This is a genomic window from Gordonia sp. McavH-238-E (genome assembly GCF_022348225.1).
GTDB lineage: Bacteria > Actinomycetota > Actinomycetes > Mycobacteriales > Mycobacteriaceae > Gordonia > Gordonia terrae.
Genome location: NZ_JAKRFE010000009.1, coordinates 266,252 through 289,975 on the forward strand (window position 1 = coordinate 266,252; position 23,724 = coordinate 289,975).

24 protein-coding genes and 1 tRNA gene are annotated in these 23,724 nt (G+C 68.0%); 15 read left to right on the top strand and 10 right to left on the bottom strand.

What is annotated here, in order from left to right; all coding sequences use genetic code 11:
- Positions 1–72: 72 nt before the first annotated feature.
- Positions 73–672: a DUF1707 domain-containing protein gene (locus MHN80_RS16140; protein ID WP_239402630.1), complete on the bottom strand. Its 600-nt coding sequence runs from the start codon at positions 670–672 to the stop codon at positions 73–75.
- 67 nt (positions 673–739) lie between these two features.
- A complete protein-coding gene (locus MHN80_RS16145) occupies positions 740–1,975 on the bottom strand; it encodes a serine hydrolase domain-containing protein (RefSeq protein WP_239402631.1) in 1,236 nt (411 codons plus the stop codon).
- A gap of 98 nt (positions 1,976–2,073) precedes the next feature.
- Here MHN80_RS16145 and ygiD point away from each other — a divergent pair, with 98 nt between their 5' ends.
- Positions 2,074–2,967: a 4,5-DOPA dioxygenase extradiol gene (ygiD, locus tag MHN80_RS16150; RefSeq protein WP_239402632.1), complete on the top strand. Its 894-nt coding sequence runs from the start codon at positions 2,074–2,076 to the stop codon at positions 2,965–2,967.
- A gap of 3 nt (positions 2,968–2,970) precedes the next feature.
- Here ygiD and MHN80_RS16155 read toward each other — a convergent pair whose 3' ends face one another.
- Positions 2,971–3,456, bottom strand: a complete 486-nt coding sequence (locus MHN80_RS16155; protein ID WP_239402633.1) for an SRPBCC domain-containing protein — start codon at positions 3,454–3,456, stop codon at positions 2,971–2,973.
- Positions 3,457–3,459: 3 nt separating this feature from the next.
- Complete coding sequence (locus tag MHN80_RS16160) at positions 3,460–3,831, bottom strand: helix-turn-helix transcriptional regulator (protein WP_101821105.1); 372 nt, start codon at positions 3,829–3,831, stop codon at positions 3,460–3,462.
- 169 nt (positions 3,832–4,000) lie between these two features.
- Here MHN80_RS16160 and MHN80_RS16165 point away from each other — a divergent pair, with 169 nt between their 5' ends.
- Positions 4,001–5,371: an LLM class flavin-dependent oxidoreductase gene (locus MHN80_RS16165; RefSeq protein WP_004022582.1), complete on the top strand. Its 1,371-nt coding sequence runs from the start codon at positions 4,001–4,003 to the stop codon at positions 5,369–5,371.
- 13 nt (positions 5,372–5,384) lie between these two features.
- Here the strand turns inward: MHN80_RS16165 and abc-f are convergent, their stop codons facing one another.
- The gene (gene abc-f, locus MHN80_RS16170; protein WP_239402634.1) at positions 5,385–7,046 is read right to left on the bottom strand and encodes a ribosomal protection-like ABC-F family protein; all 1,662 of its coding nucleotides are present in this window, start codon (positions 7,044–7,046) and stop codon (positions 5,385–5,387) included.
- 100 nt (positions 7,047–7,146) lie between these two features.
- Here abc-f and MHN80_RS16175 point away from each other — a divergent pair, with 100 nt between their 5' ends.
- The 8 genes from MHN80_RS16175 (at position 7,147) to MHN80_RS16210 (ending at position 15,658) form a co-directional block, all read left to right on the top strand.
- Positions 7,147–8,346 carry an NAD(P)/FAD-dependent oxidoreductase gene (locus tag MHN80_RS16175; protein WP_101821108.1) on the top strand — a complete coding sequence of 400 codons (1,200 nt, stop codon included), beginning with the start codon at positions 7,147–7,149 and terminating at the stop codon, positions 8,344–8,346.
- Between the two features lie 109 nt (positions 8,347–8,455).
- Complete coding sequence (locus tag MHN80_RS16180) at positions 8,456–8,890, top strand: DUF1801 domain-containing protein (RefSeq protein ID WP_239402635.1); 435 nt, start codon at positions 8,456–8,458, stop codon at positions 8,888–8,890.
- Positions 8,891–9,022: 132 nt separating this feature from the next.
- Positions 9,023–10,408, top strand: a complete 1,386-nt coding sequence (locus tag MHN80_RS16185; RefSeq protein WP_374206372.1) for a hypothetical protein — start codon at positions 9,023–9,025, stop codon at positions 10,406–10,408.
- Positions 10,409–10,562: 154 nt separating this feature from the next.
- The gene (locus MHN80_RS16190) at positions 10,563–11,741 is read left to right on the top strand and encodes a MoxR family ATPase (RefSeq protein WP_239402677.1); all 1,179 of its coding nucleotides are present in this window, start codon (positions 10,563–10,565) and stop codon (positions 11,739–11,741) included.
- Complete coding sequence (locus MHN80_RS16195) at positions 11,738–13,027, top strand: VWA-like domain-containing protein (RefSeq protein WP_239402637.1); 1,290 nt, start codon at positions 11,738–11,740, stop codon at positions 13,025–13,027. Before MHN80_RS16190 ends, MHN80_RS16195 begins: the two co-directional genes overlap by 4 nt.
- Positions 13,028–13,275: 248 nt before the next feature.
- A complete protein-coding gene (locus MHN80_RS16200; protein ID WP_239402638.1) occupies positions 13,276–14,133 on the top strand; it encodes a hypothetical protein in 858 nt (285 codons plus the stop codon).
- Between the two features lie 49 nt (positions 14,134–14,182).
- Entirely contained in the window at positions 14,183–14,560 is a 378-nt protein-coding gene (locus MHN80_RS16205; protein ID WP_239402639.1) for a VOC family protein, read from the top strand.
- A gap of 108 nt (positions 14,561–14,668) precedes the next feature.
- Positions 14,669–15,658 carry a hypothetical protein gene (locus MHN80_RS16210; protein ID WP_239402640.1) on the top strand — a complete coding sequence of 330 codons (990 nt, stop codon included), beginning with the start codon at positions 14,669–14,671 and terminating at the stop codon, positions 15,656–15,658.
- Here MHN80_RS16210 and MHN80_RS16215 read toward each other — a convergent pair.
- Positions 15,655–16,368 carry an alpha/beta fold hydrolase gene (locus MHN80_RS16215; RefSeq protein ID WP_239402641.1) on the bottom strand — a complete coding sequence of 238 codons (714 nt, stop codon included), beginning with the start codon at positions 16,366–16,368 and terminating at the stop codon, positions 15,655–15,657. The genes MHN80_RS16210 and MHN80_RS16215 overlap by 4 nt on opposite strands.
- Positions 16,369–16,648: 280 nt before the next feature.
- On the opposite strand from MHN80_RS16215, the gene MHN80_RS16220 reads away from it, so the two are divergent.
- The 4 genes from MHN80_RS16220 (at position 16,649) to MHN80_RS16235 (ending at position 18,982) form a co-directional block, all read left to right on the top strand.
- Positions 16,649–16,999, top strand: a complete 351-nt coding sequence (locus tag MHN80_RS16220; protein ID WP_239402642.1) for a helix-turn-helix transcriptional regulator — start codon at positions 16,649–16,651, stop codon at positions 16,997–16,999.
- A complete protein-coding gene (locus MHN80_RS16225; protein ID WP_239402643.1) occupies positions 16,989–17,516 on the top strand; it encodes an SRPBCC domain-containing protein in 528 nt (175 codons plus the stop codon). The genes MHN80_RS16220 and MHN80_RS16225 overlap by 11 nt, the downstream gene beginning before the upstream one ends.
- 18 nt (positions 17,517–17,534) lie before the next feature.
- The gene (locus tag MHN80_RS16230; protein ID WP_239402644.1) at positions 17,535–17,834 is read left to right on the top strand and encodes a YciI family protein; all 300 of its coding nucleotides are present in this window, start codon (positions 17,535–17,537) and stop codon (positions 17,832–17,834) included.
- Positions 17,835–17,953: 119 nt separating this feature from the next.
- Entirely contained in the window at positions 17,954–18,982 is a 1,029-nt protein-coding gene (locus MHN80_RS16235; protein WP_239402645.1) for a helix-turn-helix transcriptional regulator, read from the top strand.
- Here the strand turns inward: MHN80_RS16235 and MHN80_RS16240 are convergent.
- The 4 genes from MHN80_RS16240 to pgm all read right to left on the bottom strand — a co-directional run bounded on the left by MHN80_RS16240 (position 18,975) and on the right by pgm (position 22,967).
- On the bottom strand, positions 18,975–20,093 hold the full coding sequence (locus tag MHN80_RS16240; protein ID WP_239402646.1) for a class II histone deacetylase: 1,119 nt from the start codon (positions 20,091–20,093) through the stop codon (positions 18,975–18,977). The genes MHN80_RS16235 and MHN80_RS16240 overlap by 8 nt on opposite strands.
- A 193-nt stretch (positions 20,094–20,286) precedes the next feature.
- A tRNA-Ala gene (locus MHN80_RS16245) sits at positions 20,287–20,359 on the bottom strand.
- A gap of 129 nt (positions 20,360–20,488) precedes the next feature.
- Positions 20,489–21,241 (bottom strand): DsbA family protein, encoded by a 753-nt coding sequence (locus MHN80_RS16250; protein WP_239402647.1) that lies wholly within the window; start codon positions 21,239–21,241, stop codon positions 20,489–20,491.
- Between the two features lie 82 nt (positions 21,242–21,323).
- The gene (pgm, locus tag MHN80_RS16255) at positions 21,324–22,967 is read right to left on the bottom strand and encodes a phosphoglucomutase (alpha-D-glucose-1,6-bisphosphate-dependent) (protein WP_239402648.1); all 1,644 of its coding nucleotides are present in this window, start codon (positions 22,965–22,967) and stop codon (positions 21,324–21,326) included.
- Between pgm and MHN80_RS16260 the strand changes: the two genes are divergently transcribed.
- The gene (locus MHN80_RS16260; protein ID WP_374206373.1) at positions 22,966–23,724 is read left to right on the top strand and encodes an alpha/beta hydrolase; all 759 of its coding nucleotides are present in this window, start codon (positions 22,966–22,968) and stop codon (positions 23,722–23,724) included. The genes pgm and MHN80_RS16260 overlap by 2 nt on opposite strands.

Genomic DNA, 23,724 nt, shown 5'->3' on the forward strand with positions numbered 1-23,724 from the left:
AGTTCATCGTGAGCACAAGTAGGTCGCGGGCCCCGGCATTCGCGTACTGCGAGCGTTCGGCCCCGTGTGACCTCAGCTCCGCTTGATCGTGATCCCGGTCATCCCCGACGCCGAACCGGTCAGTTCGATCACCGGTCCGCCCGGACGCGTCGGCGCACCGGCCTTGTCCTTCACCTTCGACCATCCGGACAGTTGCAGGTCGCCGTATCGGATCTCGTGATCGGGACCGATCCGCAGCTTCACCGTGGTGATGGACACCTGAAACTGCAGCGTCGTCGACGGCCCGGGGAACGACGCGTGGGTGAAATCCAGATCGACGGTGCCCATGCTGCCGGTGACGAGGGTCGACGGCGGGACGTGCCAGGTCCCCTTGCGTCGAACCGTGTCCCACTCGGCCGCCAGGTGCACGGGTGCGGCCGGCGGCACGGCGACGGCCGGAGTCGCGGCAGCGGCTGGACTCGGGTCGTTGAACAGGCGACCGGCGTTCGGCAGGTTCGCCAAGACGGCTCGCAGGTCGGCGCGGGTCTTTGCCGCATACACCAGGCCCGATCGGTCCTCGAACTCCGCGATCTCCAGGTAACCGGCGGAGAAGGCGTCGTTCAGCAGGGTGACGGCACGTTCGCGTTCCGGGTTTCCGACCCGAAGATCGTCGTCGGGGAGGCGGTCGACCATGCTTGCCACCCTATTGCACCGCGCCGCGGCGTTGTTCGCGGCACGAGCGCCGGTGGTCGCGGCCCGATCAGTTCCGCGGGATCGGCGGCGCGGCGTCGGGTGCCATCAACGCGCCGATCTGCGCGAAGATCGGGTTGCCGCCGTTGTCGTAGGAGCCGTCGGGACCGAACGCCTCGGGGTCATAGGTCACCGACACCGCGATGGCGATCTTCTCCGACGGCAGATATCCCGCGACCGCGGAGTACCCGTTGAACAGCGGGTTCTGCACGACCCAGTCGCCGGTGCGGACGACACCCATGCCGTAGGTGTATCGGTCGGTCATCGTCATGCAGGTCGAGCAGCCGGCCAGTGGGCGCGCCACCCCGCGCAAGCTCGTGGAGACCATCGTGTCGTATGACTCCGACGACAACGTCTCACCCGCGAACAGTTTCCGTGCCGTCGCCTCGACGTCGTAGATGTTCGACGTCTGGATGGCGCCGTGGGTGATGCTCCACGAGGGGTTCCAGCCGGTGGTCTCCTCGTAGAAGGGTGTCGTCGGTGGAAGGTTCAGAATCCCGCGTCGCTCCGACGAATAGGCGTGCAGGGCGGGTTCGGGGATCACCGCTGTCAGATCCGAGACGGTGTTGTCGAGGTCGAGCGGTTCGGAGATCCGCTGCCGGAGCAGATCGGCGACCGACTCGCCGGTGATCTTCTCGAGAGCCAGCCCGAGGATCACGTAGTTGGTGTGTGCGTAGTTCCAGTTGGTTCCCGGTTGGTAGAGCAACGGCTTGTCCACGGCGTAGGACAGCATCTCCTCGGTCGTCCACGCCTTGAACGGGTTCGTCAGCTCCTCGGTCTCGAATGCGTCGTTGCCGAGCACGTAGTCCTGGTATCCGGACGTCATCGTCGCCAGTTGCCGCAGAGTCACCCGGTCGCTGTTGGGGATCTGGGGAACCCATTTCGCGATGATGTCGTCGAGACCGACGGTCTTCTCGTCGGCGAGTTGCAAGAGCACGGCCGCGACGTAGGCGATGGCGACGGAACCGTTGCGGAAGTGCATGTCCGTGGTCGCGGGGACACCGGTCTGCGATTCGCCGAACGCCTTGGTGATCACGTCCTGCCCGTCGTCGGTGACACGCACGATCGCCGACTTCAGGTGTTTGGTCTCCATCAATTCTTGGACGATCCGCTCGATCTGCGCCGCCTGCTGTGGGTTCGACGACGCGGCCGAGGAGGTCGCGGGTTCGGAGCCGCCGTCGGTACCGCATGCGGCGAGCGCGACCGCAAGGATCACGACAACCAGCGTCGACCAGCGCTTTCGCATCCTGGGATTGTTCCACGAGCGCAGAACTCCTGTCGGCGACTTCGGCGATCCCGGAGTAGCGTCGATCCCGTCCGCGCGGCGGACGGAGGAGGGCGTCGATGACAGCAGGACACGCGACCGGCCCGGCGGCGGTTTCGATGCCGAGGCCGATGCCGACCGCGTTCATCGGGCATGGCAACCCGATGAACGCACTCGAACGCAACAGGTACACCGAGGCCTGGGCCGCCCTGGGCGCATCGGTGCCCAGACCCCGCGCGATCCTGGTGATCTCGGCGCACTGGTACACCAACGCCACCGCGGTCACCGCGATGCCGCGGCCGCGCACCATCCACGACTTCTACGGCTTCCCGCAGGACCTCTTCGATGTCGAGTACCCCGCCCCGGGAGATCCGGATGTCGCCGACATGGTTGCCGATGTCGTCAAACCCACATGGTGCGGTCACGACGTCGACAGTTGGGGCATCGACCACGGGACCTGGTCGGTCCTCGTCCACACGTTCCCGGACGCGACGATACCCGTACTGCAGTTGTCGCTCAACGCCTTCAAGGACTTCGAGCACCACTACGACCTGGGCCGCAGGCTCGCGCCGCTTCGAGAACAGGGTGTGCTGATCATCGGCAGCGGCAACATCGTGCACAACCTGCGGGCGGTCGACTTCGCCAAGTCCGACAGCGGATTCGACTGGGCCAACCGATTCGACGATGCCGCCCGAGAGGTGTTGCAGGACAACCCGTCCGACATCCTCAGCCTGGACGGACATCCCGACTTCGACAAGTCCGTGCCGACTCCCGACCACTACCTGCCGTTGCTCTACATCGCCGGACTGGCCGGCGACTCGCCCCTGGACCTGTTGGTGAACGGCCATGCCGCCGGGTCGATCTCGATGGCCGCCTACACGCACGGGCTCGACGTCGAGCCCTCGGGGTCCGGCGCCGACGCTCCGGCCGCCGAACTACCCGAGGGGTTTCCGACACTCAACTCGAACCTGTGAGCCTCAGGCCGCGAGGAACTCGTCGATCTGGTTGATCGCCGAGGACGCACCTTCGACGACGCCCATGTCGAGCACCTTCTGCAATGCATCGGCCGAGTCATAGGTGCTGATGTAAGTGGCGACCGTCGTGCCGTCTTTCTCGGTGAACGCGTAGGAGTTCCGAGACTCCGGCATGTCGGTGATCGGGTTGAGGTCCCCATCGGCGAAGCCGTCGAGGAAGGTGAAGCCGGTGGGCTCGTCGACGGACTCGACCTTCCAGTAGCCGCCGAACTTCTCCCCCTCGGGACTCGTCATGTAGTAGGTGACCCGACCGCCGGGGCGGAGGTCGTGGTCGACGACGGTGGCCGGGTAGGTCGGCGGGCCCCAGATCTTCTCGAGCTGGCGCGGGTCGGCGTAGATCTGCCACACGCGGTCGATCGGCGCCGCGAATTCGGCATTGATGGTGATGGTGCGGGCGTCGAGGTCCGGCGTCACGTCGATGACAGGCATTGTTCATTCCTCCGATGAGGTTGTGGGTGAGGGTGATTCAAGTGAGAGCAGATCGTCGATGCGGGCGATACGACCGCGCCACACCTGTTCGAGCTCGGCGAGCATCGATGCCACCGAACGCACTGCCGCGACGTCGCCACTGGCCAGCTGCTCACGCCCGGAACGACGCTTGGTGAGCAGGCCGGCCTTCTCCAGGACGGCGACGTGCTTCTGCACTGCCGCGAAGCTCATGTCGTATTTCGCAGCCAGCACCGAGACCGAGTGTTCACCGGCGAGCACACGTCGCAGGATGTCGCGACGGGTGCGATCCGACAGCGCGTGGAACAGGGCGTCCGCCCGGTCCTCGTCGGTCGGTTCGCCCGCGTTCTCGGTCACCTCTCAAACATACAACCAATCGGTTGTATGTCAAGAGTCTGTTGCGATCACCCCGGGCGCAACCCTCGCCCTCGGCGTTCGGCGCGCCTTGACTTGTCCCGATCACCTCCCCGCCCGTGGCGGCGCCTCCCCGACTCGCTCCGGCGACCCAGACCGAAGGACATCATCCGTGACCCGTCAGCTCCATCTCGGTGGATTCTTGATCGCCTCCCCCGTCACCCACTCGCACGCCGCGTGGCGTCATCCCGGTTCGGTGACGGACTATTTCGGGCCGGACCACTATCACCGGGTCGGGCGGATCCTCGAGCGCGGCAAGTTCGATTTCGCCTTCTTCGCCGACCTGCTCGCCGCCCCGGTCCGATTCGGCGGCGATCAGTCCGAACCGTTCCGACGCGGCACGCAGGCCGCCGCGACGATCGACCCGAGCCTGGTGGCGGCGAGCATCGCCGCGGTCACCACCCGGCTCGGAATAGCGGTGACCAAGTCCACCACCTACTTCCACCCCTACGAACTCGCACGCGTCTTCGGGTCCCTCGACCACCTCACCCGGGGACGCATCGCGTGGAACATCGTGACGTCACTGTCGCAGGCCGAGGCGCAGAACTTCGGCTTCGACGACCACGTCGGACACGACGAGCGGTATGTGCGCGCCGAGGAGTTCGTCCGCACGGCGATCAAACTGTGGTCGAGCTGGGACGCCGATGCCGTGACCGCCGACAAGGAGTCCGGCGTCTGGGCGGACCCGGCGAAGATCCACACCGTCGACCACGACGGCGCGCATTACCGCACCCGAGGCCCGCTCAACCAGCCCCGGTCACCGCAACACCGACCGGTCCTCATCCAGGCGGGGTCGTCGAACACCGGCAAGGATTTCGCCGCGCGGTGGGCGGAGGCGATCTTCGAGATCGATCCGACCCCGGAGGGGCGCCGCGCCTACTACGACGACGTGAAGTCGCGCGCGGTGAACTTCGGCCGTAACCCCGACCACGTCAAGATCTTTCCGTCCTTCATCCCGTTCATCGGCGAGACCGAGTCGATCGCCCGGGAGAAGCAGGCCTTCCACAACGAACTCGCCGACCCGATCTCGGGCCTGATCACGCTCTCGGTCCACACCGACCACGACTTCTCCGCCTACGATCTCGACGCCCCCGTCGAAGACGTTCAGGTGAGCGGCACACAGGGGCTGTTCGATGTCGCCCGACGCCTCTCCGAGCGGGACAGCCTCACCCTCCGCGACATCGGCAAGCTCTACGCGCAGGGAGTCCTGTTGCCGCAGTTCGTCGGCACGGCCGCCGACGTCGCGGACCAGATCGAGGAGTCGTTCTCCGGTGGCGAGGCCGACGGGTTCATCGTGTCGAGTGCCCAGACCCCCGGCACCTTCAACGACTTCGTGGACTACGTGGTGCCGGAGTTGCAGCGCCGCGGCCTGTTCCGGACAGAGTACGAGGGCACGACCCTGCGCGAGCACCTCGGCCTCGGGACCGCGGAGGAGGATCTGCCCGCGGACGTGCGCGGGGTCGACACCCGGCTCGCGGGATGAGGCGGGGAGGACCTCAGCGCTCGCTGACCCGGCCGCCGTCGACGTCCCAGTGCCGGTCGACATGGACGTTCTCCAACATGCGCCGATCGTGGGTCACGAGAAGCACTGCGCCGTCGTAGGAATCGAGCGCGGACTCGAGTTGTTCGATGGCCGGCAGGTCGAGGTGGTTGGTCGGCTCGTCGAGGACGAGGACATTGGTGCCGCGCGCCTGGAGCAGTGCCAGTCCGGCCCGGGTGCGCTCGCCCGGTGACAGCTCGCCGACCGGCCGGTCGACGTGATCGGCCCGCAGACCGAACTTGGCGAGCAGGGTGCGCACGTCGGCGGTGGAGTATTCGGGCACGAGGGCCTCGAATCGTTCGGCGAGCGGCCGGGTGCCGGTGAACTGGCCACGCGCCTGGTCGATCTCACCGATCGCGACGTTGGCTCCGAGTTGCGCCGTTCCCTCATCGGGTTCGACCCGCCCGAGAAGCAGTCGCAGCAGCGTCGTCTTGCCGGCACCGTTGTGGCCGGTGATGCCGATTCGTTCGCCGGCATTCACCTGCAACGACACCGGCCCCAGCACGAAATCACCCTGCCGCACAACCGCTTCGTTGAGTGTGGCGACCACCGAACTGGAGCGTGGGGCAGAGCCGATGGTGAACTCGAGCACCCATTCCTTGCGCGGCTCGGCGACCTCGTCCAGCCGCGCGATCCGACTCTCCATCTGCCGGACCTTCTGCGCCTGCTTCTCGCTGGATTCCGTTGCGGCGCGGCGTCGGATCTTGTCGTTGTCCGGCGCCTTGCGCATGGCGTTGCGGACGCCCTGACTCGACCATTCGCGTTGCGTCCGCGCCCGGGCGACGAGATCGGCCTTCTTGGCCGCGAACTCCTCGTATTCCTCGCGGCGGTGGCGCCGGGCGACGGCACGTTCCTCGAGGTAGCTCTCGTAACCACCGCCGTACACGGTGTTGGTGTGCTGCGCGAGGTCGAGTTCGAGCACGCGGGTGACGCTGCGCGCGAGGAACTCGCGATCGTGACTGACGAGGACGACGCCGCCACGCATCCCGGCCACGACCTCCTCCAGCCGCGCGAGACCGTCGAGGTCGAGGTCATTGGTCGGTTCGTCGAGGAGCACGATGTCGAACCGAGAACACAGCAGCGCGGCGAGCCCGACCCGCGCGGCCTGGCCACCGGACAGATCCGTCATCAGCGTCGCATCCGGGTCGATGACGCCGTCGCCGAGACCGAGATCCGCGAGAACGGCGGGCAGTCGCTCGTCGAGATCGGCCGCCCCGGTGGCCAGCCAGTGGTCCAGCGCGGCCGCGTAGACCTCGACCGGGTCTGCCGACGCCGCCGTGCCAGGATCGGCCAGCGCGTCGGCCGCGGCGTCCATCGCCGCGGTGGCCGCCGCGCACCCGGTACGGCGTGCCACATAAGCGCGCACGACTTCCCCGGGAAGTCGCTCGTGCTCCTGTGGCAGCCAACCGACGAAGGCGTCGGACGGCGCCCGGGTGATCGTGCCCTCCAGAGGAGCGAGGTCACCGGCGAGGACCCGCAGGAGCGTGGTCTTCCCGGCTCCGTTCGCACCGACCACGCCGATCACGTCCCCGGGGGCCACGGTGATGTCGAGGTGATCGAACAGGACGCGGTGGGCATATCCCCCGGCGACGTCCTTGGCGACGAGCGTGGCGGTCATCGGTCCATGGTCGCACCCTGGCCGCGGCCGACGAGGACCCGGCGGGCGGCACGGCCGTGTCCCCCGGTTTTCCCGACAGCCCGGCCGGGTATCCCCACGCATGACCTCAACTCGTGAGACCCGACACTTCGACGTCGTCGTCATCGGCGGCGGGAATGCCGGCCTCAGCGCAGCGGCGCGCCTGCTGCGCCTGGGCTTTCCCGACGTCGCGGTGATCGAACCGCAGGCCGTGCACACCTACCGCCCGCTCCTGTCCTATGTCGGCGGCGGCCAGGCGTCGCTTCGTGACGCCGAGCGCACACAGCGATCGGTCACGCCGGACGGGGTGACCTGGCTGCGGGACACGGCTGTCGTCGTCGACGCGGGCAAGCGAACGATCCGCTGTGCCTCGGGCGTCGACATCGGCTACCGAGACCTCATCCTGGCCGTCGGACTCGTGCCGGATCACGACGCGATGCCGGGGATCGACCTCGCGATCGCCGACCCGGCGGTCGCCAGCAACTATCTCGACCGAGCCGAGCAGACGTGGGATCTGGTGACCTCGATGCCGCGGGGCGGACGCGCCGTGTTCACCGTCCCGCGTCCGCCGGTCAGCTGCACCGGCACCACGCTCAAACCGTTGTTCCTCGCCGCCGCCCAGTGGCGGCGGGCCGGAATACTCGAATCCCTCGACATCACCCTGACCGTCGACCGGCCGCATCTGCTCGGCGTCGACGGCCTCGACGCCCGTCTGTCGGAGTGCCTCGACGAACTCGGCGTCCGCGTCCTGCTCGACAGCTCCGTCCGGCTCCACCCGGTCGATCGCCGGGTCACCGTGGTGACAGGCTCGGACACGCAGGACGTGCACTACGACATGCTGCACCTCGTGCCGCCGTTCCGTGGACCCGACCTGGTCACCGACTCGGGCCTGTCCGGCACCCGCGACCGGGGACTCGTCGACATCGACCCGCACACCCTCCGACACCGGACCCACCCGTCGGTCTGGGGCGCCGGCGACGGTGCCGCGATCGCCACCGACCCGTCCGGCGGCGGGCTGCGACGACAGATCGCGGTGCTCGTCGACAATCTCGCCGCGGCGCGGGCCGGCGAGGAACTGACGGCCTACGACGGGTACACGGTCGCTCCGATCGCGACCGACGCCCACCATCTGATCGCCGCCGAGTTCGACCGCGACGGAACACTGACGTCGTCGTTGCCGTCGGTGATCGACCCGCTCAAACCGCGTCGGAGCGCGTGGGCCTTCGACCGTTACGTCCTGCCGCGCCTCTACTGGAACGCAATCCTGCGCGGCCGGGTGTGAAACGCGCCCACCTGCCCCATCGGTTCGGAATCGAGAAGCTCTGCGGCCCGACCCGCACTACCGTGGGAAACGCCTCGGCACCGGGGCGTTGACCACGAAAGGAATGCGAATGGGCGACTCGGGAGGATTCTCCGACCAGGAACGTGCCGCGATGAAGGAGCGTGCGGCAGAACTAAAGAAGGAGAAGGCCCGCGGACGCGGCAACAAGCGCGCGGCCGAGGAACTCGATCTGCTCGCCAAACTGGAGAACATGGAGCCGGCCGATCGCGCGCTGGCCGAACGCATCCACGCGATCGTGACCGCGACCGCGCCGGACCTGGCGCCGAAACTCTGGTACGGGCAACCGGCCTACGCGCTGGAGGGCAAAGTGGTGTGCTTCTTCCGGAGCGGCCAGGACGACAAGGAACGCTACTCCACCTTCGGCTTCACCCAGAACGCGAACCTCGACGACGGCGGCTTCTGGCCCACGTCATTCGCGGTCAGTGCATTGGACACCGACGCCGAGAAGACCATCACAACACTGGTCGCCAAGGCCGTGAATTGACCGTCCGGGTATCCGGGACAGGCCGCGGAAGCCACCCCTCTGGCCAAGAGGACTGCGACACGGTATATTTCGTCAGGTGTTGACTTCCTCTGAACAAAGATTGGGGGTCCACGTCGTGCGCGGTGAGTGCTGATGCGCCTCCCGCCCACGACTGGAATTCCTCCCCGCCTCTCCCCGTGGCTCCGCGCCCGTCAATTCGCGGTACCACCCTCCATGATCGACGCCGCCACCGCTGCGCGTCGTGCCGCCGACTGGATCGGCGCTTGCGCCGCAGCAGGTTTCGACGCCGACATCGATCTGGACGCCGTTCGCCGAAGGTGCGGCGCCGACCTGGCCGAACACCTTCAGGACGACCTCCTCCATCTCGCGCCCGACCTGCTGCGTTGGCATCTGCCGCGGATGGGCCCCGCCGGACACCTGCGCCCCGGCCTCACCATCGCGCTTGCCCGATATGGACACGATCCCGGAAACCGTTTCGGCACAGCAGGTTCGGTATATCTCGTGGCACGGACCGCACCGCGGTGGGCCGACGCCGGACAACGAGTGACACTGACCCTGTGGGACGGGTCGACGCCCGTCCCCCACCCACACCCCCGGCCGGACCGCAGATACCGGCTCGACCTGCATCGTCACCTGTGGGACGTCCGCCGCACAGGAGAACTCCGAATGCGTTGCGGTGCTTCCTCATCACCGTCACCGCCGACCCCGCCCCCGCCGCGTGACCCGCCCGACGGATGCGCCGTCGATCGATGGGCAGCCGAAGCCGCCTTGGTCCTCCGCGCCGACGGCCGTCGGTCAGGGTGCGTGCGGATACGGCTCGGATCCGGTCGAGAACTGTTCCTGCACACCGACATCGACGATTTCGACGCCACCCGGTGGGTCGTCGACCCCCCTGCGGGAGGGATCACGGCTCTGCCGGTTCTTCCCGACGCCGCGACCAGGACGCTTCCGGATCTCGAACTGATCCGACACGGCGCGATCACACCCGATCGGTTGCACCCGCTGGTGGCGGCCGCGCTCACGCCCGAGTGCACCTCGGCACCTCGTGATCGAGAAGAGCTGAACGGAAACGGCTTTCATGCGGTGCGATGTCGGGGCGAGCTACATCGCATCGGGATCGCCGACGGAGTTCTCTCGGCCCTCGATCACGACCGCGACGAGATCCGCCGCGAGGAGATGCTGGCCTCACTCACGGGCACGCCCCTGCCCTGCCTGCAGGCCATCGACCGCGCCCACCGGCGGCCCGATTGCCTCGCCGGAGTACGAGAACGACTCGACTTCGGCGACATCGACGGCGCACTGGCGCTCGTGGAACGACTACTCGGCCCGGAGGCGACCCTGCGGAACGAGCCGCTGCGTGATGCGGTCGAACGCACCCGCGCGCAACAGGATATCTACGACGCGTATCGAGCCGGGGCGACAGATCCTGTTCCGCAGCCGGTTCCGGGCGGGCCCCGCCGTCGTCACCACCGCGGTCGGCGTCGGCGCGCCCGTCCGCGACACGCAACTCAACTCTGACGCCGACAACACCCCCACTTCTCCCACCCCTAGGTGAATCATGTCCACACACACCATGCCCACTGTCACCACAGCCACTGACATCACGGCCACCGAGGCCCATTCGACATACCTCGGCAGGGCCGAACTCGACAGGGCCGCCTCGCTCCTCGCGATGCTCGAGGAGACGACCACCGAACAGCGGACCCATGACCAGCTCGAAGCGCTCACGCTCGCGGTGGCCGCCGACCTCCCGGTCCTGCTGTGGGGTGAACCGGGGATCGGCAAGACCGCGGCACTGACACAACTCGCCGAGTCCCTGGACCTGCCACTCACGACGGTGATCGCGAGCGTTCACGAGCCCTCGGACTTCTCCGGGCTACCCATCATCGGGGATGACCCGGCCACCCGGGGCGTTCCCATGGCACCACCGGACTGGGCCGTTCGTCTCGCCGACGTCGGCCGCGGATTGCTCTTCCTCGACGAGCTCTCCACGGCACCTCCGGCAGTACAGGCGGCGCTCCTGCGACTGGTGCTCGAGAGACGCGTGGGCGCTCTGCAGTTGCCTCCCGATGTGCGGATCGTCGCCGCCGCCAACCCGCCGTCGTCGGCGGCGGACGGCTGGGAGCTGAGTGCACCGCTCGCCAACCGTTTCGTCCATCTGCACTGGACCCACGATCACGACGTCGTGGTCCGCGGCCTCGGCGGCACCTGGCCCACGACGGACCTGCCGACCCTGGACGCGGAGAAATTCCCCAGCGCAGTCGATTTCGCGCGTCGAGCCGTGTGCACGTTGCTGGCGGCGCGTCCCGCGCTGGTCCACCAGCTCCCCGGGAGCCAAACCCGTCGGGGCGGCGCCTGGCCCTCGCCGCGAAGTTGGGCCGCGACGGTGCGACTGATCGCGTTCGCCACCGCCTCCTCGGCGTCATCCGACGTCCTGTCGCTGTTGGTCCGCGGCACGGTGGGCGACGGGCCCGGCTTCGAATTGCTGGCGAGTATCGATCACATGGATCTGCCGGATCCCGAAACGCTGCTCGCCGATCCGTCAGCGGCGCAACTCCCCGAGCGAGGTGACCTGCGTCAGGCGACACTCGACGCCGTCGTCGCCGCGGTCCGGCGTCGCCCCGATCGGACCCGGTGGGACGCCGCATGGGAGGTGCTGGCCGTCGCGGTCCAGACCGGCGCACCTGATCTCGTGGTGGTTCCGGCGACCACCCTGGCGACGCTACGACGGGACGACTGGCAGATCCCCGACACCATCGACCGACTGGCGGGGGTGGTGTCGGTGTCCCGCGCGGCCGATGAGGCCGCCGACCGGGTCGCCGCGCGCCCAGGACAGGACCGGATGCGATGACGGTGACCGAAGCATTGGGGCCGGCGCCATCGGTGTCGGTCTCAGACAAGATCTACGCGGCTCGCCTGCACGCGGTGCGCGCACGGCCGTACATGGCAACCGCGCTCTACGCCCTGCACCTCATCGAGTCGCCGCTCGTCCCGACCATGAGCGTCGACCGCTATTGGCGCTGCTACCTGTCGCCGGCGTTCGTCGCGAGCCGACCCGAGGAAGAGATCGCCGCTCTCCTGGTGCACGAGGTGTCACATCTCCTCCGGGATCACGCCGCCCGGTCCGACCGGTACGCCGAGGATCACGGCTTCGACAGCCCGGCGGAACGGTTGCGGATGAACATCGCCGCCGACTTCGAGATCAACGACGACGTGTACGGGTCCGGGCTTGTCACGCCCGACGACGCAGTGCACCCGTCCGCACTCGACCTGGACACCGGATTGCTGATGGAGGACTACCTCCGCTGGTTCAGTCTGGGTCCACGGACCGAGGCGATGGCCTGGCTCGAATGCGGTAGCGGAGGCGACGGCCGACATCGCGAGTGGGAACGGGGGCCGGAGGGCGCCGATGGTCTGAGCGGCCAGGAACGCGACGCCGTCCGGTTCGCGGTCGCGACGGCGATCTCCGACCGCGCAGGCGATGTCCCGGCCGGTTGGCGGCGGTGGGCGCACGATGCCGTGCACCCGCCGCAGCCATGGCAGGCCCTGTTGGGCGCCGCGATCCGGGCCGCGGTGTCGACCTCCGGCGTCGGCGACGACTACACCTTCGGGCGGCCGGCGAGGCGGTCGGTCGCGCTGCCCGGTGTGATCGTGCCCAGTCTTCGACGGACCCCGCCGAAGGTGAGTGTCGTGATCGACACCTCGGGATCGGTCAGCGACGCCGAACTCGGCAGCGCGCTGCTCGAGGTCGCCGCGATCGCACGTGCCCTCAGCGGCCGACGCGATCTGCTCACCGTGGTGTCGTGCGACGCCGCGGCGCATGTCGCACAACCCATCTGCCGTGCGGAGAGCATCCCGCTACACGGCGGCGGCGGGACCGACCTGCGTTCCGGGTTCGACGCCGCCCTGCGTACCCGACCCGACGTTGTCGTCGCACTGACCGACGGACACACTCCGTGGCCGAGTCACCGGCCCGCCTGCCGCACCATCGTCGGGCTCTTCGCTCGCGAGTATCGCGCGTATGCCCCGCTCAACGCCTCACCCGTGGCCGCATACGCCGGTGGCACCTATTCCGGCGGTGGGTCGGCGCCACCCGACTGGGCGCAGGTCGTGCGCATCGGTGAGCCGGGCCGGTGAGCGCCTCGAAGGGTCCTCACCCCCACACCACGACCCGCCGCGCCTCGATTTCCGTCCACCTCAGCAGGGTCGAAGGGCATATTGCCCTCGGAGGACGCTCACGAGGACGAGAAATTCCCGAACCACCGACCGATCCGCCGCGTCCCGGTCGAATGGTCATCCGCGTCGAGCACCGCCCGACGAAACGCCGGGCCGAACAATCCGGTAGATCTGGGGTGCGGCCAGTCGCAGGGAAGGTGACGCAACCGATGACACGGTCAGACGTGAACCCCGAGCGGATCCTGTGGCGGGCCTACGAGCCGATCCACGCGATCTGCTACTTCGATCCGCTGTTCGCGACTGTCATGGCCGAGAGCGGGCTGACCGGCTGGTGGAACGGCTACTTCGCCGGGCGCGCCGCCCCGCTCGGCGCGACGCCGCCGGAAGTGGTCTCGGCGCTGTTCTACGGGTTCGCCCCGGCGATGGTCGCCCGAGCGATCCCCAAGGTGTGGACTCGCATCACTCCGCGGGATGCCCTCGACGCTCGTTTCGACGCCGCCGAGCGAGTCCTCGGTGAGCACGCGTCGGCCGGATCGACCGATGACCTGCGCCGGGCCACCGACAATCTGGAACGTGCTGTCGACGCCCTCTCCCACGACGGGCGGGCTCTGGCCGCCGCGTGGAGTTCCGTTGCCCGACCGGCGTCGATGCTGGGGCGATTGTGGTTGGCCACCACCGTTCTCCGTGAACACCGCGGCGACGGTCATGTCGTGGCCGCTACCGCCGCCGGCCTGACCGGACTGCAGGCGTCGATGACCCACATCGCCGGCGGGCACGTCGACCGGACGCTCATCCAGGACAATCGCGGCTGGACCGATCACCAGTGGGACAGCGCACGCCGCTCCCTCGAGGACATCGGAATCCTCTCTGGCGACGGAACTCTGACCGACCGCGGCGCCGCCCTTCGTGAACAGGTCGAGGCGACCACCGACCACCTCGCCAATTCGAGCGTCCGTTTCCTGCCCGACTCCGACTGGACCGTCCGGGTCCTCCGGTCGCTGTCACGTGCGCTCGTCGATCGTAACGTGATCCCCTTCCCCAATCCCATCGGAGTGCCGCGCCCCTGAGCGGGGCATTCCGGCCGGTTCCGCCGGTGGGCCGACTACTCTGGCCGCCATGATCACCGCGGTACACACACTGATCTACTGCGACGACCCAGAGGCCGCCCGCGCCTTTTTTCGCGACGTCCTCGCCTTCCCGCACGTCGACACCGGTGGCGGATGGCTGATCTTCCAGACCGGCCCCAGCGAGTTGGGCGCGCACCCCGACAAGTGGGAGCACGAAGGGACCGACGGCCGCACCGATCAGAAGTTCGATGTGTCGTTCATGTGCGACGACCTCGAGTCGACGATGCACGAACTCTCCGCGCGGGGCGCCGAATTCGTCGGCGCTCCGACCGACGAGGGATGGGGCGTGACCGTCGGGATCAAGGTTCCCGGCGCCGGGCAGATCACCTTGTACGAGCCGAAATACCCGCCGCCCGCGCTCCGGTGACCGGTCGGGCCGATGGTCGCGCGTCGCTCATTCGGTCGCATGAAAGACGATCTCGCCGAGCGTCGCGCGCGGTAATCTCCCGAGGTCACCGACCATGAGGAGCCGACCGTGGGCAGTCCCTACGACCCCAATCAGCCGACCGCCATGGGTCCGCAGGGGCCGCAGCAACCCGGATGGCCGCCGGCCGGCGGTCACCAACCCGGTGGACCGCACGCGACTCCGGGTCAGCCGCCGAACCAGGGGCCGCAGGGCGGGCAGCCCTACGGTCAACAGCCATACGGCCAACAACCTTTCGGACAGCAGCCGTACGGCCAACCTTTCGGTCAACAACCGTTCGGTCAACAGCCATACGGCCAGCAACCCTTCGGTCAGCAGCCGCCGCCCCCGTCTTCCGGCGGCGGCAAGAAATGGTGGTTCATCGGCGGCGGCGGAGTCGTCCTCATCGTGATCGTCGTCGTGGCGGTGGTACTGGCCCTCACCCTGAGCGGGGGCGAGGACGAGCCATCGACACCGACCGCCTCGGCGCTCGATCTCGTCCTGCCCGAGGACCAGTTCCCGGACATCACGGGCGATTTCACCACCGAGACGGGCAGCACCGACGACGACGGCAGCACCGTGGACAACGAGAAGTGCGCAACGCTGGTCGACTCGCAGCAGACCACCGGCGAACGAGCCGAACGTGAGCTCAACGAGACCTCGTCGTCGAGCGAGATCCTCTTCGGACTCGACAACTACAGCGCGGATGTCACCAAGCCGGCCGACAACGGCTACGACGACTTCGACGAGATCGTTTCCGCCTGTTCGTCGTTCAACCTGACACTCGACGACGGTGATGTCCCGGTTGCGCTCACGCTCGAAGAGGTCGAGCTGCCGATAGACAGTGACTACAAGGCGGTACGGATGACCGGCGCGTACGAGGTCGGTGCATTCCAGCTCAACCTGGCGGGAATCATCGTGATCGGCGAGGAGCGGGGCGTGTCGTTCTCGGTCACGCACAACACCGTCGACGACACCCCGCCCGCCGCGGACCCCGAGGTCAACAACAACCTGGCCGAGATGTTCACGGCGCAGCGACAGATCATCACCGACGCTGCCTAGAGTTTCCTCCGTTCGCCGAGGAGCATCTGCGCCAACGCAACCGGGTCGTCGAAGATGCTCATGTGCCAGGCTCCGGCGCGAACGACGAAGTCCGAAACCGGGATTCGACGATGCATGGCTTCCATGGAGGCGATGTCGGACACCGTGTCGTGTTCGGCCGCGAGCACGGTCACCGGGCACGAGATCGACGCCGTGCGGTGCGAACAGTCGAAGTGGGCGATCGCGCGGAGCGCCGACGCCCAGGACGCGTGGTCCGCGGCGGCCACCGCTTCGCGAGCGTAGCGGACGACCGGTCCGTCGTTGCGCAATTCGTCTGCGCTGAACCAGCGTCCGAGTGTGCCGTCGACGTCGACGGACCCCACTTCGACGGAGGCGGCCACCGCGTCGAATGCCGGGAAGGGCGTGTCCCGCGTGCACAACAGGGTGAGGCGCGAGACGAGATCGGGCCGCGCGATCGCGAGTTCGAGTGCGACCTGCCCACCGAAGGAATGGCCCACCACATGCCAGGGAGCTTCGGCTGCGGCCGACTCCGCGACGTCCTCGGCAAGCCGTTGCTGCAGACCGGAACCTCTATAGCCAGGCGGAGGCACCATCTCGGGGGTGATCACGTGCCCGTTCCCGGACAGTTCAGCCCGCACGCCGTCCCAGACTGCGGGTGACATCGGGGTTCCGGGAAGGAGCAGCCACACCGGGGGCGCTGTCGTCGTCATCTCTTCTCCTGCGGGATCGGCTCGCGACACGGTCACTGTACGTCCGGTCGACTCGTCCCACCGTGACCAGCGATCCGCCGGCTACCGGATCTCCTCGATCCCTTGCGGAGATATGTCAGCGAACGCTAACGTTAGTCGTGAAAGACGAATCTGCACAAGGAGTCACCATGGGAGCACCGGTCGTGTTCTGCGAGAACACCTCTCACGACCCCCGCGTCGATGACCTGCAGACCTCCCTCGACCAGACCGTTATCGGCAGCAAAGCGATCGGACTCCCGACATGACCGACAAGGTGCCGGGCGTCGACGAGGCCCTGCGCGCGATGGCCGAGCCCCGGCGCCGCGCCATCCTCGAACTCGTCTCCGGCGCAGAGCTTTCGGCGGGCGACATCGCCGCACGCTTCGATGTCAGCCGTACCGCGATCTCCCAGCACCTCACGGTGTTGAAGGACGCCGGATTGCTCGCCGAACGGCGCGAGGGAACGCGGCGCATCTACCGCACCCGACCCGAGGGCATCGACCGACTGCGCGACCTGCTCGACGACATGTGGGCGTCATCCCTCGACGTCGCGCGGCAGCTGGTCGAGGCCGAACGCTGGCTGACCGACGACGAGGTGAACCGTGCCGGGTGAGCGCGCGACCGGCGAGTCCCCCGGCGAGGGTTCCGTTCTCCCGCTGCGCCGCCCACCGATCCGCCGATCCACCACTGTCCGCAGCGATCTCGACCATGTCTTCACCACGTTCGTCCGGACGATCGGGGTCTGGTGGCCGCTACAACCGATGTCGATCGGTGGGGACCGGGCCCGCACCGTGACTATCGACGAGTACACCGGCGGGCGGGTGTACGAGACCTGGGACGACGGCACCACCGCCGAATGGGGCCGCCTCGCGGTGTGGGAGCCCCCGAATCGATTCGTCATGTCGTGGCTGAACACCCCGGCGCCGACCGAGGTCGAGCTGGCGTTCACCGCTCTCGGTCCGACACTGACGCGAGTGTCCGTGGAGCACCGTGGCTGGGAGCATCTCACCGAGGACCAGTTGCGCGAAGACTGCGCCGCCCCAGGCGGTTACAGCTCCGGCGCGTACTCCGGCGGCTGGGCCGCAGCTCTGGCGGCGTCGGTCGCCGCCATCGAATCCACACTCCCCTGATCACAGGAGGCTCATCGCATGTCCCACTTCGTGTACAAACTCGTCCCACCCAGGCCCACCTTCGGTCCCGGGGACATGTCCGACGACGAGGCCGCCATCATGGGCCGACACAGCGCGTACTGGTCGGGTCTCCTCGCCGACGGCACCGCAGTCATCTTCGGACCGGTGGTCGACCCGGCCGGGAACTGGGGCCTGGGCGTCGTGCGCGCAGATTCCGAGGACGCGGTCCGGGCGATCAGTGCCGCCGACCCGGCCGTCACCTCCGGTCTCGCCCGCGTCGAGATACTCCCCATGCCCGTGGGCATCGGGTGCGATTGACCGTCGCGACCTCGCCGCAGCACTGTCCCCGCCGTCACGTCGGAATGTTGCCGCGGATCGCGCCGACGTGATGTGACCGACTTCCCGCGGCGCCCGCGTCGAGTCACTACACTGGCGAAATGGGCGATCCGGCAACCGATCTGACGCGAGGTCAGTTGACGCGGGCAGTACGGCTGCTCCAAGGCCATGTGCACTTCGACGCCGCGCTGCTCATCCACCAGCCGGAGGGCGCTCGGTCTCGTATCGTGTCCCGGGTGGGGTACTCCTCGGGTTCGGCCTGGGCCTTGCAGCACCTGTTCCCTCGTGATTATGAGGTTGGCTTCACGAACCGACTCAACCCCTCAGACGGCCTGCCTCTCTCGATCAGCGACGTCGGTGGACGGGTCCGCGACGAGTTCACCCGCACCGTGCTGTTCGAGCAGTACCTGCGGGCCGAGGGCTTCGCAGACGGGATGACGGTCGAGTTGTTCGACGGTGGCGATTACGTGGGTCTCGCGCACTTCTCTGCTCGACGCCCCGACGCATTCGCAGCGCCACAACGCGCGTTGGCCCGCGACCTGTCGGGTTTGCTGGCGCTGGTCCTGCGACCGGACCAGGCGTCGGAGAACATTCGGCGACCATCGTCGGACGACGCGGGCTCGGCCGTGCCGGCCCCGTCCACCGTCTACCTACGCCGGGGCGCTCGGACCCTGTCCGCTGGTCCGGTGGACGTCCCGTTCGTCACCGAAGCCGCTTTCGTCCATGTGGTGGACGACTTCGTCGCCTGCGGCGTCGGCGAACTCCGACACCTGTGGTGGCATCAGGGAACCTGGTACCGGGTGATGCTCTCGCGCCTCGGCGACTTCGGCGACCTCAGGGTGACGGCCTGGCCGGTGACCTCCGAGCAGGTGTGGCACCTGAGTCGACAGGAGGTGCGCGTACTCAGCGGGCTGGTGGTCGGACGCACCGACGCCGCGATCGCCACGGGACTGAATCTGAGTCCGCGGACGGTGCACACGCACATGGTCAACATCCGACGCAAGCTCGGGGTGGACCGACGGACCGAGGCGGCGGCCAGGGCGACGGCGACCGCAACCGTCGTCCCCGGCCCCGCGACAGCGCCCGTCGCCGAGCTGGCACGGATCTACCGCGACTCGTTCCCTACGTGATATCCGCCAGCAGCTCCGCGGCCGCGTCGACCGCCTCGCGCTCATGGGCGAGCAGGTCATCACCGCCCATGGGGCCCAGGATCGGTGCGAACGCATCGGCTGTACCGGTCGAGACGCCGACGAGCTCCTCGACCACCGCCAGCCCGCAGAACGGAACGTAGTACGGGCTGTAGCCACCCTCCTGGAGGCAGACGAGTCTCCCGTCGGCCACCTCATCGGCCACGTCGATGATCTTCCGGGCCAGCGATCGGAATCCGTCTGCACGCAACATCATCCGCGCCAGGGGGTCCATCATCGATGCGTCGAATCCGCTCGCGACGATGATCAGTTCGGGACGGTAGGCACGCAGCGCGGGCAGGACCACCGCGTCGAAGGCGTATTCGTATGCGCCACTGCCACCGCCGGGAGGCAGCGGGACGTTGAGGGTGTAGCCGAACCCGTCACCGGAACCCCGCTCGTCGCGGAACCCCGAGTCGGACGGGAAGCAGCGATCCTGGTGCACCGAGATGTTCAACACGTTCGACGACTCGCGGAAGATGTCCTGGGCGCCGTTGCCGTGGTGGACATCCCAGTCGACGATCGCCACGCGTGTCATCCCGAGCACGTCGAGCGCGTGCGCTGCGGCGATCGCGCCGTTGTTGAAGATGCAGAACCCACGGCCGGTGGCGCGCTCGGCGTGGTGCCCCGGCGGGTTGATGAGTGCGTAGGCGTTGCTCACGGTGCCGTCGGCCACCGCGCGAACGGCCTCGATCGCGCCTCCGGCCGCGAGCAGCGCGATGTGGTGCCCACCGTTGCCGAACGGCGACACCCCGTCACCGGCGTCGCCGCCCTTCGGGAGGGCACTCTCGGTGACGATGCGGTCGTAGTGGGCGGCGTCGTGGACTCGGAGGACGTCCTCGCGGGTCGCGGGCGCCGGCTCGAGCTGTCGCAGCGAGTTGATCAGACCGGAGGCGCTGATCAACTCGTGGAGCCGCCTCTTGGTGTCGGGGTGTGCGACGTGATGCGCGATGGGCTGGGTCAGGGCGTCGACGCTGGGCGGGAAGATGCCGCCGCTGCCTGTGTCTGCCCACCCGTAGAGCGTGTTCCAGATGTATCCGGTGGTCGTTGCCACGATCGTTCCTTCCGTCCGAACCCGTGTGTCGGTGGACACAGCATCATCGGAGCGGTGACGACTGTCATCGGTACAAATACTGAGGATGGACGAGCCGGGGATCGGCGGTGGGGACGGTCGACAGCCAGCCTGGAGTCGTGGCAACCGATGAGAAAAGCCCGTCCCGACATCAGTCGGAACGGGCTTCGTTCGGTGGAGCTAAGGGGACTCGAACCCCTGACCCCCACACTGCCAGTGTGGTGCGCTACCAGCTGCGCCATAGCCCCGTATTTTGTTGTTCCGCCCTGTTCAAGGGCACTGGCGAAGTTACACCATCTCGGCGATACCAGCCAAATCGCCAGGACGCCGACCCGACTGGTGTCGGGTCGGCGTCCCGCGACTCAGGAGTTGCCCCTCTAGGAGTTGCCACCACCCAGGATGCTGTCGAGCCAGGCATTGCCCTCGAGGACGCCGTCGACGGGCTCGCCGTCGTGCAGCACGGTCGGGGTGCCGACCTGGCCGCCCGTCGCCTTCGACAGTTCGTCGGTCGACTTCTGCGCGGTCTCCTTTGCCTGGGCGACCTTCGCGTTGTCGGTGATGCACGTCGCGGTCGCCGGGGTCGCACCCTGTTCGGTCGCCATGCGTGCGAGTTCCGGGCTCGTGATGTTCCCGGTGCCGTCCTCGGGCGGCTGCGCGGCGAACAGCGCACTGTGGAACCGCAGGAACAGGTCGGTGTTCTGCTCGTCGGCCACGCAGGCCAACGCGCCGGCCGCACGGGAGCTGTAGTCACCGGTCGCCGATCGCGAGTCCAGGAAGTGCAGCGTGTGGTAGCGCACGCGGAGCTTGCCCTCGGTGACGGCCTTGGTGATCGCCGGCCCGGACTGCTGCTCGAAGACCTTGCACACCGGACACATGGGGTCCTCGAAGACGTCGATCAGCGGCGCGGTCTCCGGACCCACGATCATCGTCGAACTCGACGCCAGCGCGGCCGGATCGGTCTCGCCCTTACCGCGTCCGCTCCACCAGATCCCGCCGATGACGAGGCCCGCGATCACGAGGATGGCCACGCCGCCGAGCACGTACGTCATCGTGTTCGACGGCGCGCTCGGCTGATACTTCGAGTTGGAGGTGCGGGGCACCGATGCTCCCGGCTTGCGCTTCTTGCTCACATTCCGACAATAACGGCGTCGCGCTGAAAATTGTCTGAGGGATGGGCGCGGGCGGTGACCGCCCGAGACCGGACCGAGCCGGTCAGCTCCCCAACGCCGCGTCGACGACCTGCTGGGCTTCCTGCTGCACCTGCGCGAGATGGTCGGCGCCCTTGAAGGATTCGGCATAGATCTTGTAGACGTCCTCGGTTCCCGACGGGCGTGCCGCGAACCAGGCGTTCTCCGTCGTCACCTTCAGGCCACCGATGGGAGCCCCGTTTCCCGGGGCGGTCGTCATGATCGCCGAGATGGGTTCGCCGGCGAGTTCGGTTGCCGTCACCTGCTCCGGCGACAACTTCGACAGCACGGCCTTCTGCTCCCTGCTGGCCGGGGCGTCGATCCGTGCATACGCTGTGGTCCCGTACTCCTCGGCGAGTTCGGCATACCGCTGCGATGGTGTCTTGCCCGTCACCGCGAGGATCTCCGACGCCAGCAGCGCCATGATGATGCCGTCCTTGTCCGTCGACCACGGGCTGCCGTCGAACGTCAGGAACGACGCGCCGGCGCTCTCCTCACCGCCGAAGGCCACGCGACCGTTCAGCAGGCCGTCGACGAACCACTTGAAGCCCACCGGCACCTCGAGCAGCGGGCGGCCGATCCCGGCGACCACCCGGTCGATCAGCGACGACGACACGAGCGTCTTCCCGACGGCCGCCGACTCCGACCACTGCGGACGGTGGGTGAACAGGTAGTCGATGGCGACCGCGAGATAGTGGTTCGGGTTCATCAGACCGGCGTCGGGCGTGACGATGCCGTGGCGGTCCGAGTCGGCGTCGTTGCCGGTCGCGATGTCATAGGAGTCGCGGGCGGAGATGAGCGAGGCCATCGCGTTGGCCGACGAACAGTCCATCCGGATCTTGCCGTCGGTGTCGAGGGTCATGAACGAGAACGTCGGGTCCACGGTCGGGTTCACGACCGTCAGATGGTCGAGGTTGTATCGCAGCCCCAGCAGGGCCCAGTAGCCGACCGATGCGCCGCCCAGCGGGTCCGCGCCGATGCGGATCCCCGCGTCGTGGATGGCCTTCATGTCCACCACGTCGCCGAGACCGTCGATGTAGTTGAGCAGGAACGAGTAGTCCTGGACGTAGTCACCGCTGCGGGCGCGGTCGAACGGGATCCGCGCGACGCCGTCGAGCTTCTGCTCGAGCAGCTCGTTCGCCCGCGCCGCCACCACGGAGGTGATCGAGGTGTCTGCCGGGCCCCCGGTCGGTGGGTTGTATTTGAACCCGCCGTCGCGGGGCGGGTTGTGCGACGGTGTCACGACGATGCCGTCGGACAGCACCCCGGGGTTGTCGCGATTGAACGTGAGGATGGCGCGACTGACCGCGGGCGTCGGCGTGAAGGAGTCGCTCTCGGCGGTGTAGACGGTCACCTCGTTCGCCGCGAGCACCTCGAGCGCCGTGCGCCAGGCAGGCACCGACAGTGCGTGGGTGTCGAAGCCGATGAACAGCGGGCCGGAGATCCCGGCCGAACGCCGGTAGTCGACGATCGCCTGCGTCGTCGCGAGGATGTGGGCTTCGTTGAAGGCGTTGTCGAAGCTCGACCCCCGGTGTCCCGACGTCCCGAACACCACCTGCTGCAACGGGTCTGACGGATCGGGTGTGTTGTCGTAATAGGCACGCACCAGGGCGTCCACATCGACGAGGTCTTCGGGCAGGGCCAAGGTACCAGCGCGAGGATGTGCCATGACCGCGATTCTGCCACTCCACACGCCGTTCGCCCGGTTGACGAACCGATCCGTCCGGTCGCGGAAACCGAATCGCTACGGTGAGACGATCGTCGTCACCGCATCGGAGGGGCCCGCACACATGCTGATCTCGGGATTGCCGGGGCTGTTGTCACCCGGACGCCGTTCCCCCGGCCTGCTCGTGCTCGTGCTCCCGGGCGGCACGGACAACAGCCGCAAACCGTTCAGTCCCTGGCAACCCTCCGCGCTGCGCATGTACCCGTTCACCTGGTCGCTGCGCCTTCGCTTCGGCCGGTCCGTGCGCGTTCACCAGGTCGGTTATCGCGTCTACGGCTGGAACGGCGACGAGAACTCTCCCATGCTGCCCGCGCGCGCCGCACTCGACGAGATGTGTCGACGACACCCCGGTGTCCCCGTCGTCGCGATCGGCCATTCCATGGGCGGGCGCGTGGCCGCCCACCTCGCCGCCGACCGCCGGGTCATCGGTGTCCTCGGACTCGCGCCCTGGTGGCAGTTCGCCGACTGGCGGCACATCCAGCCCGGCGCGCGGGTCGTCGCGGTACACGGCGACGCCGACACCCGGACCCTTGCGAAGCGGACCCGCAAGGGCATCGACGAGCTGTCGACACAGGGGGTCGACGCCGAGTTCATCCCGGTCCCCGACGGCGGTCACGCCATGCTCGACCACATCGGGTTGTGGCAGCGCAGCGCTCTCGACTTCGTCGGTGAACGGTTGTCCGCGCTACGACCCGCCTGA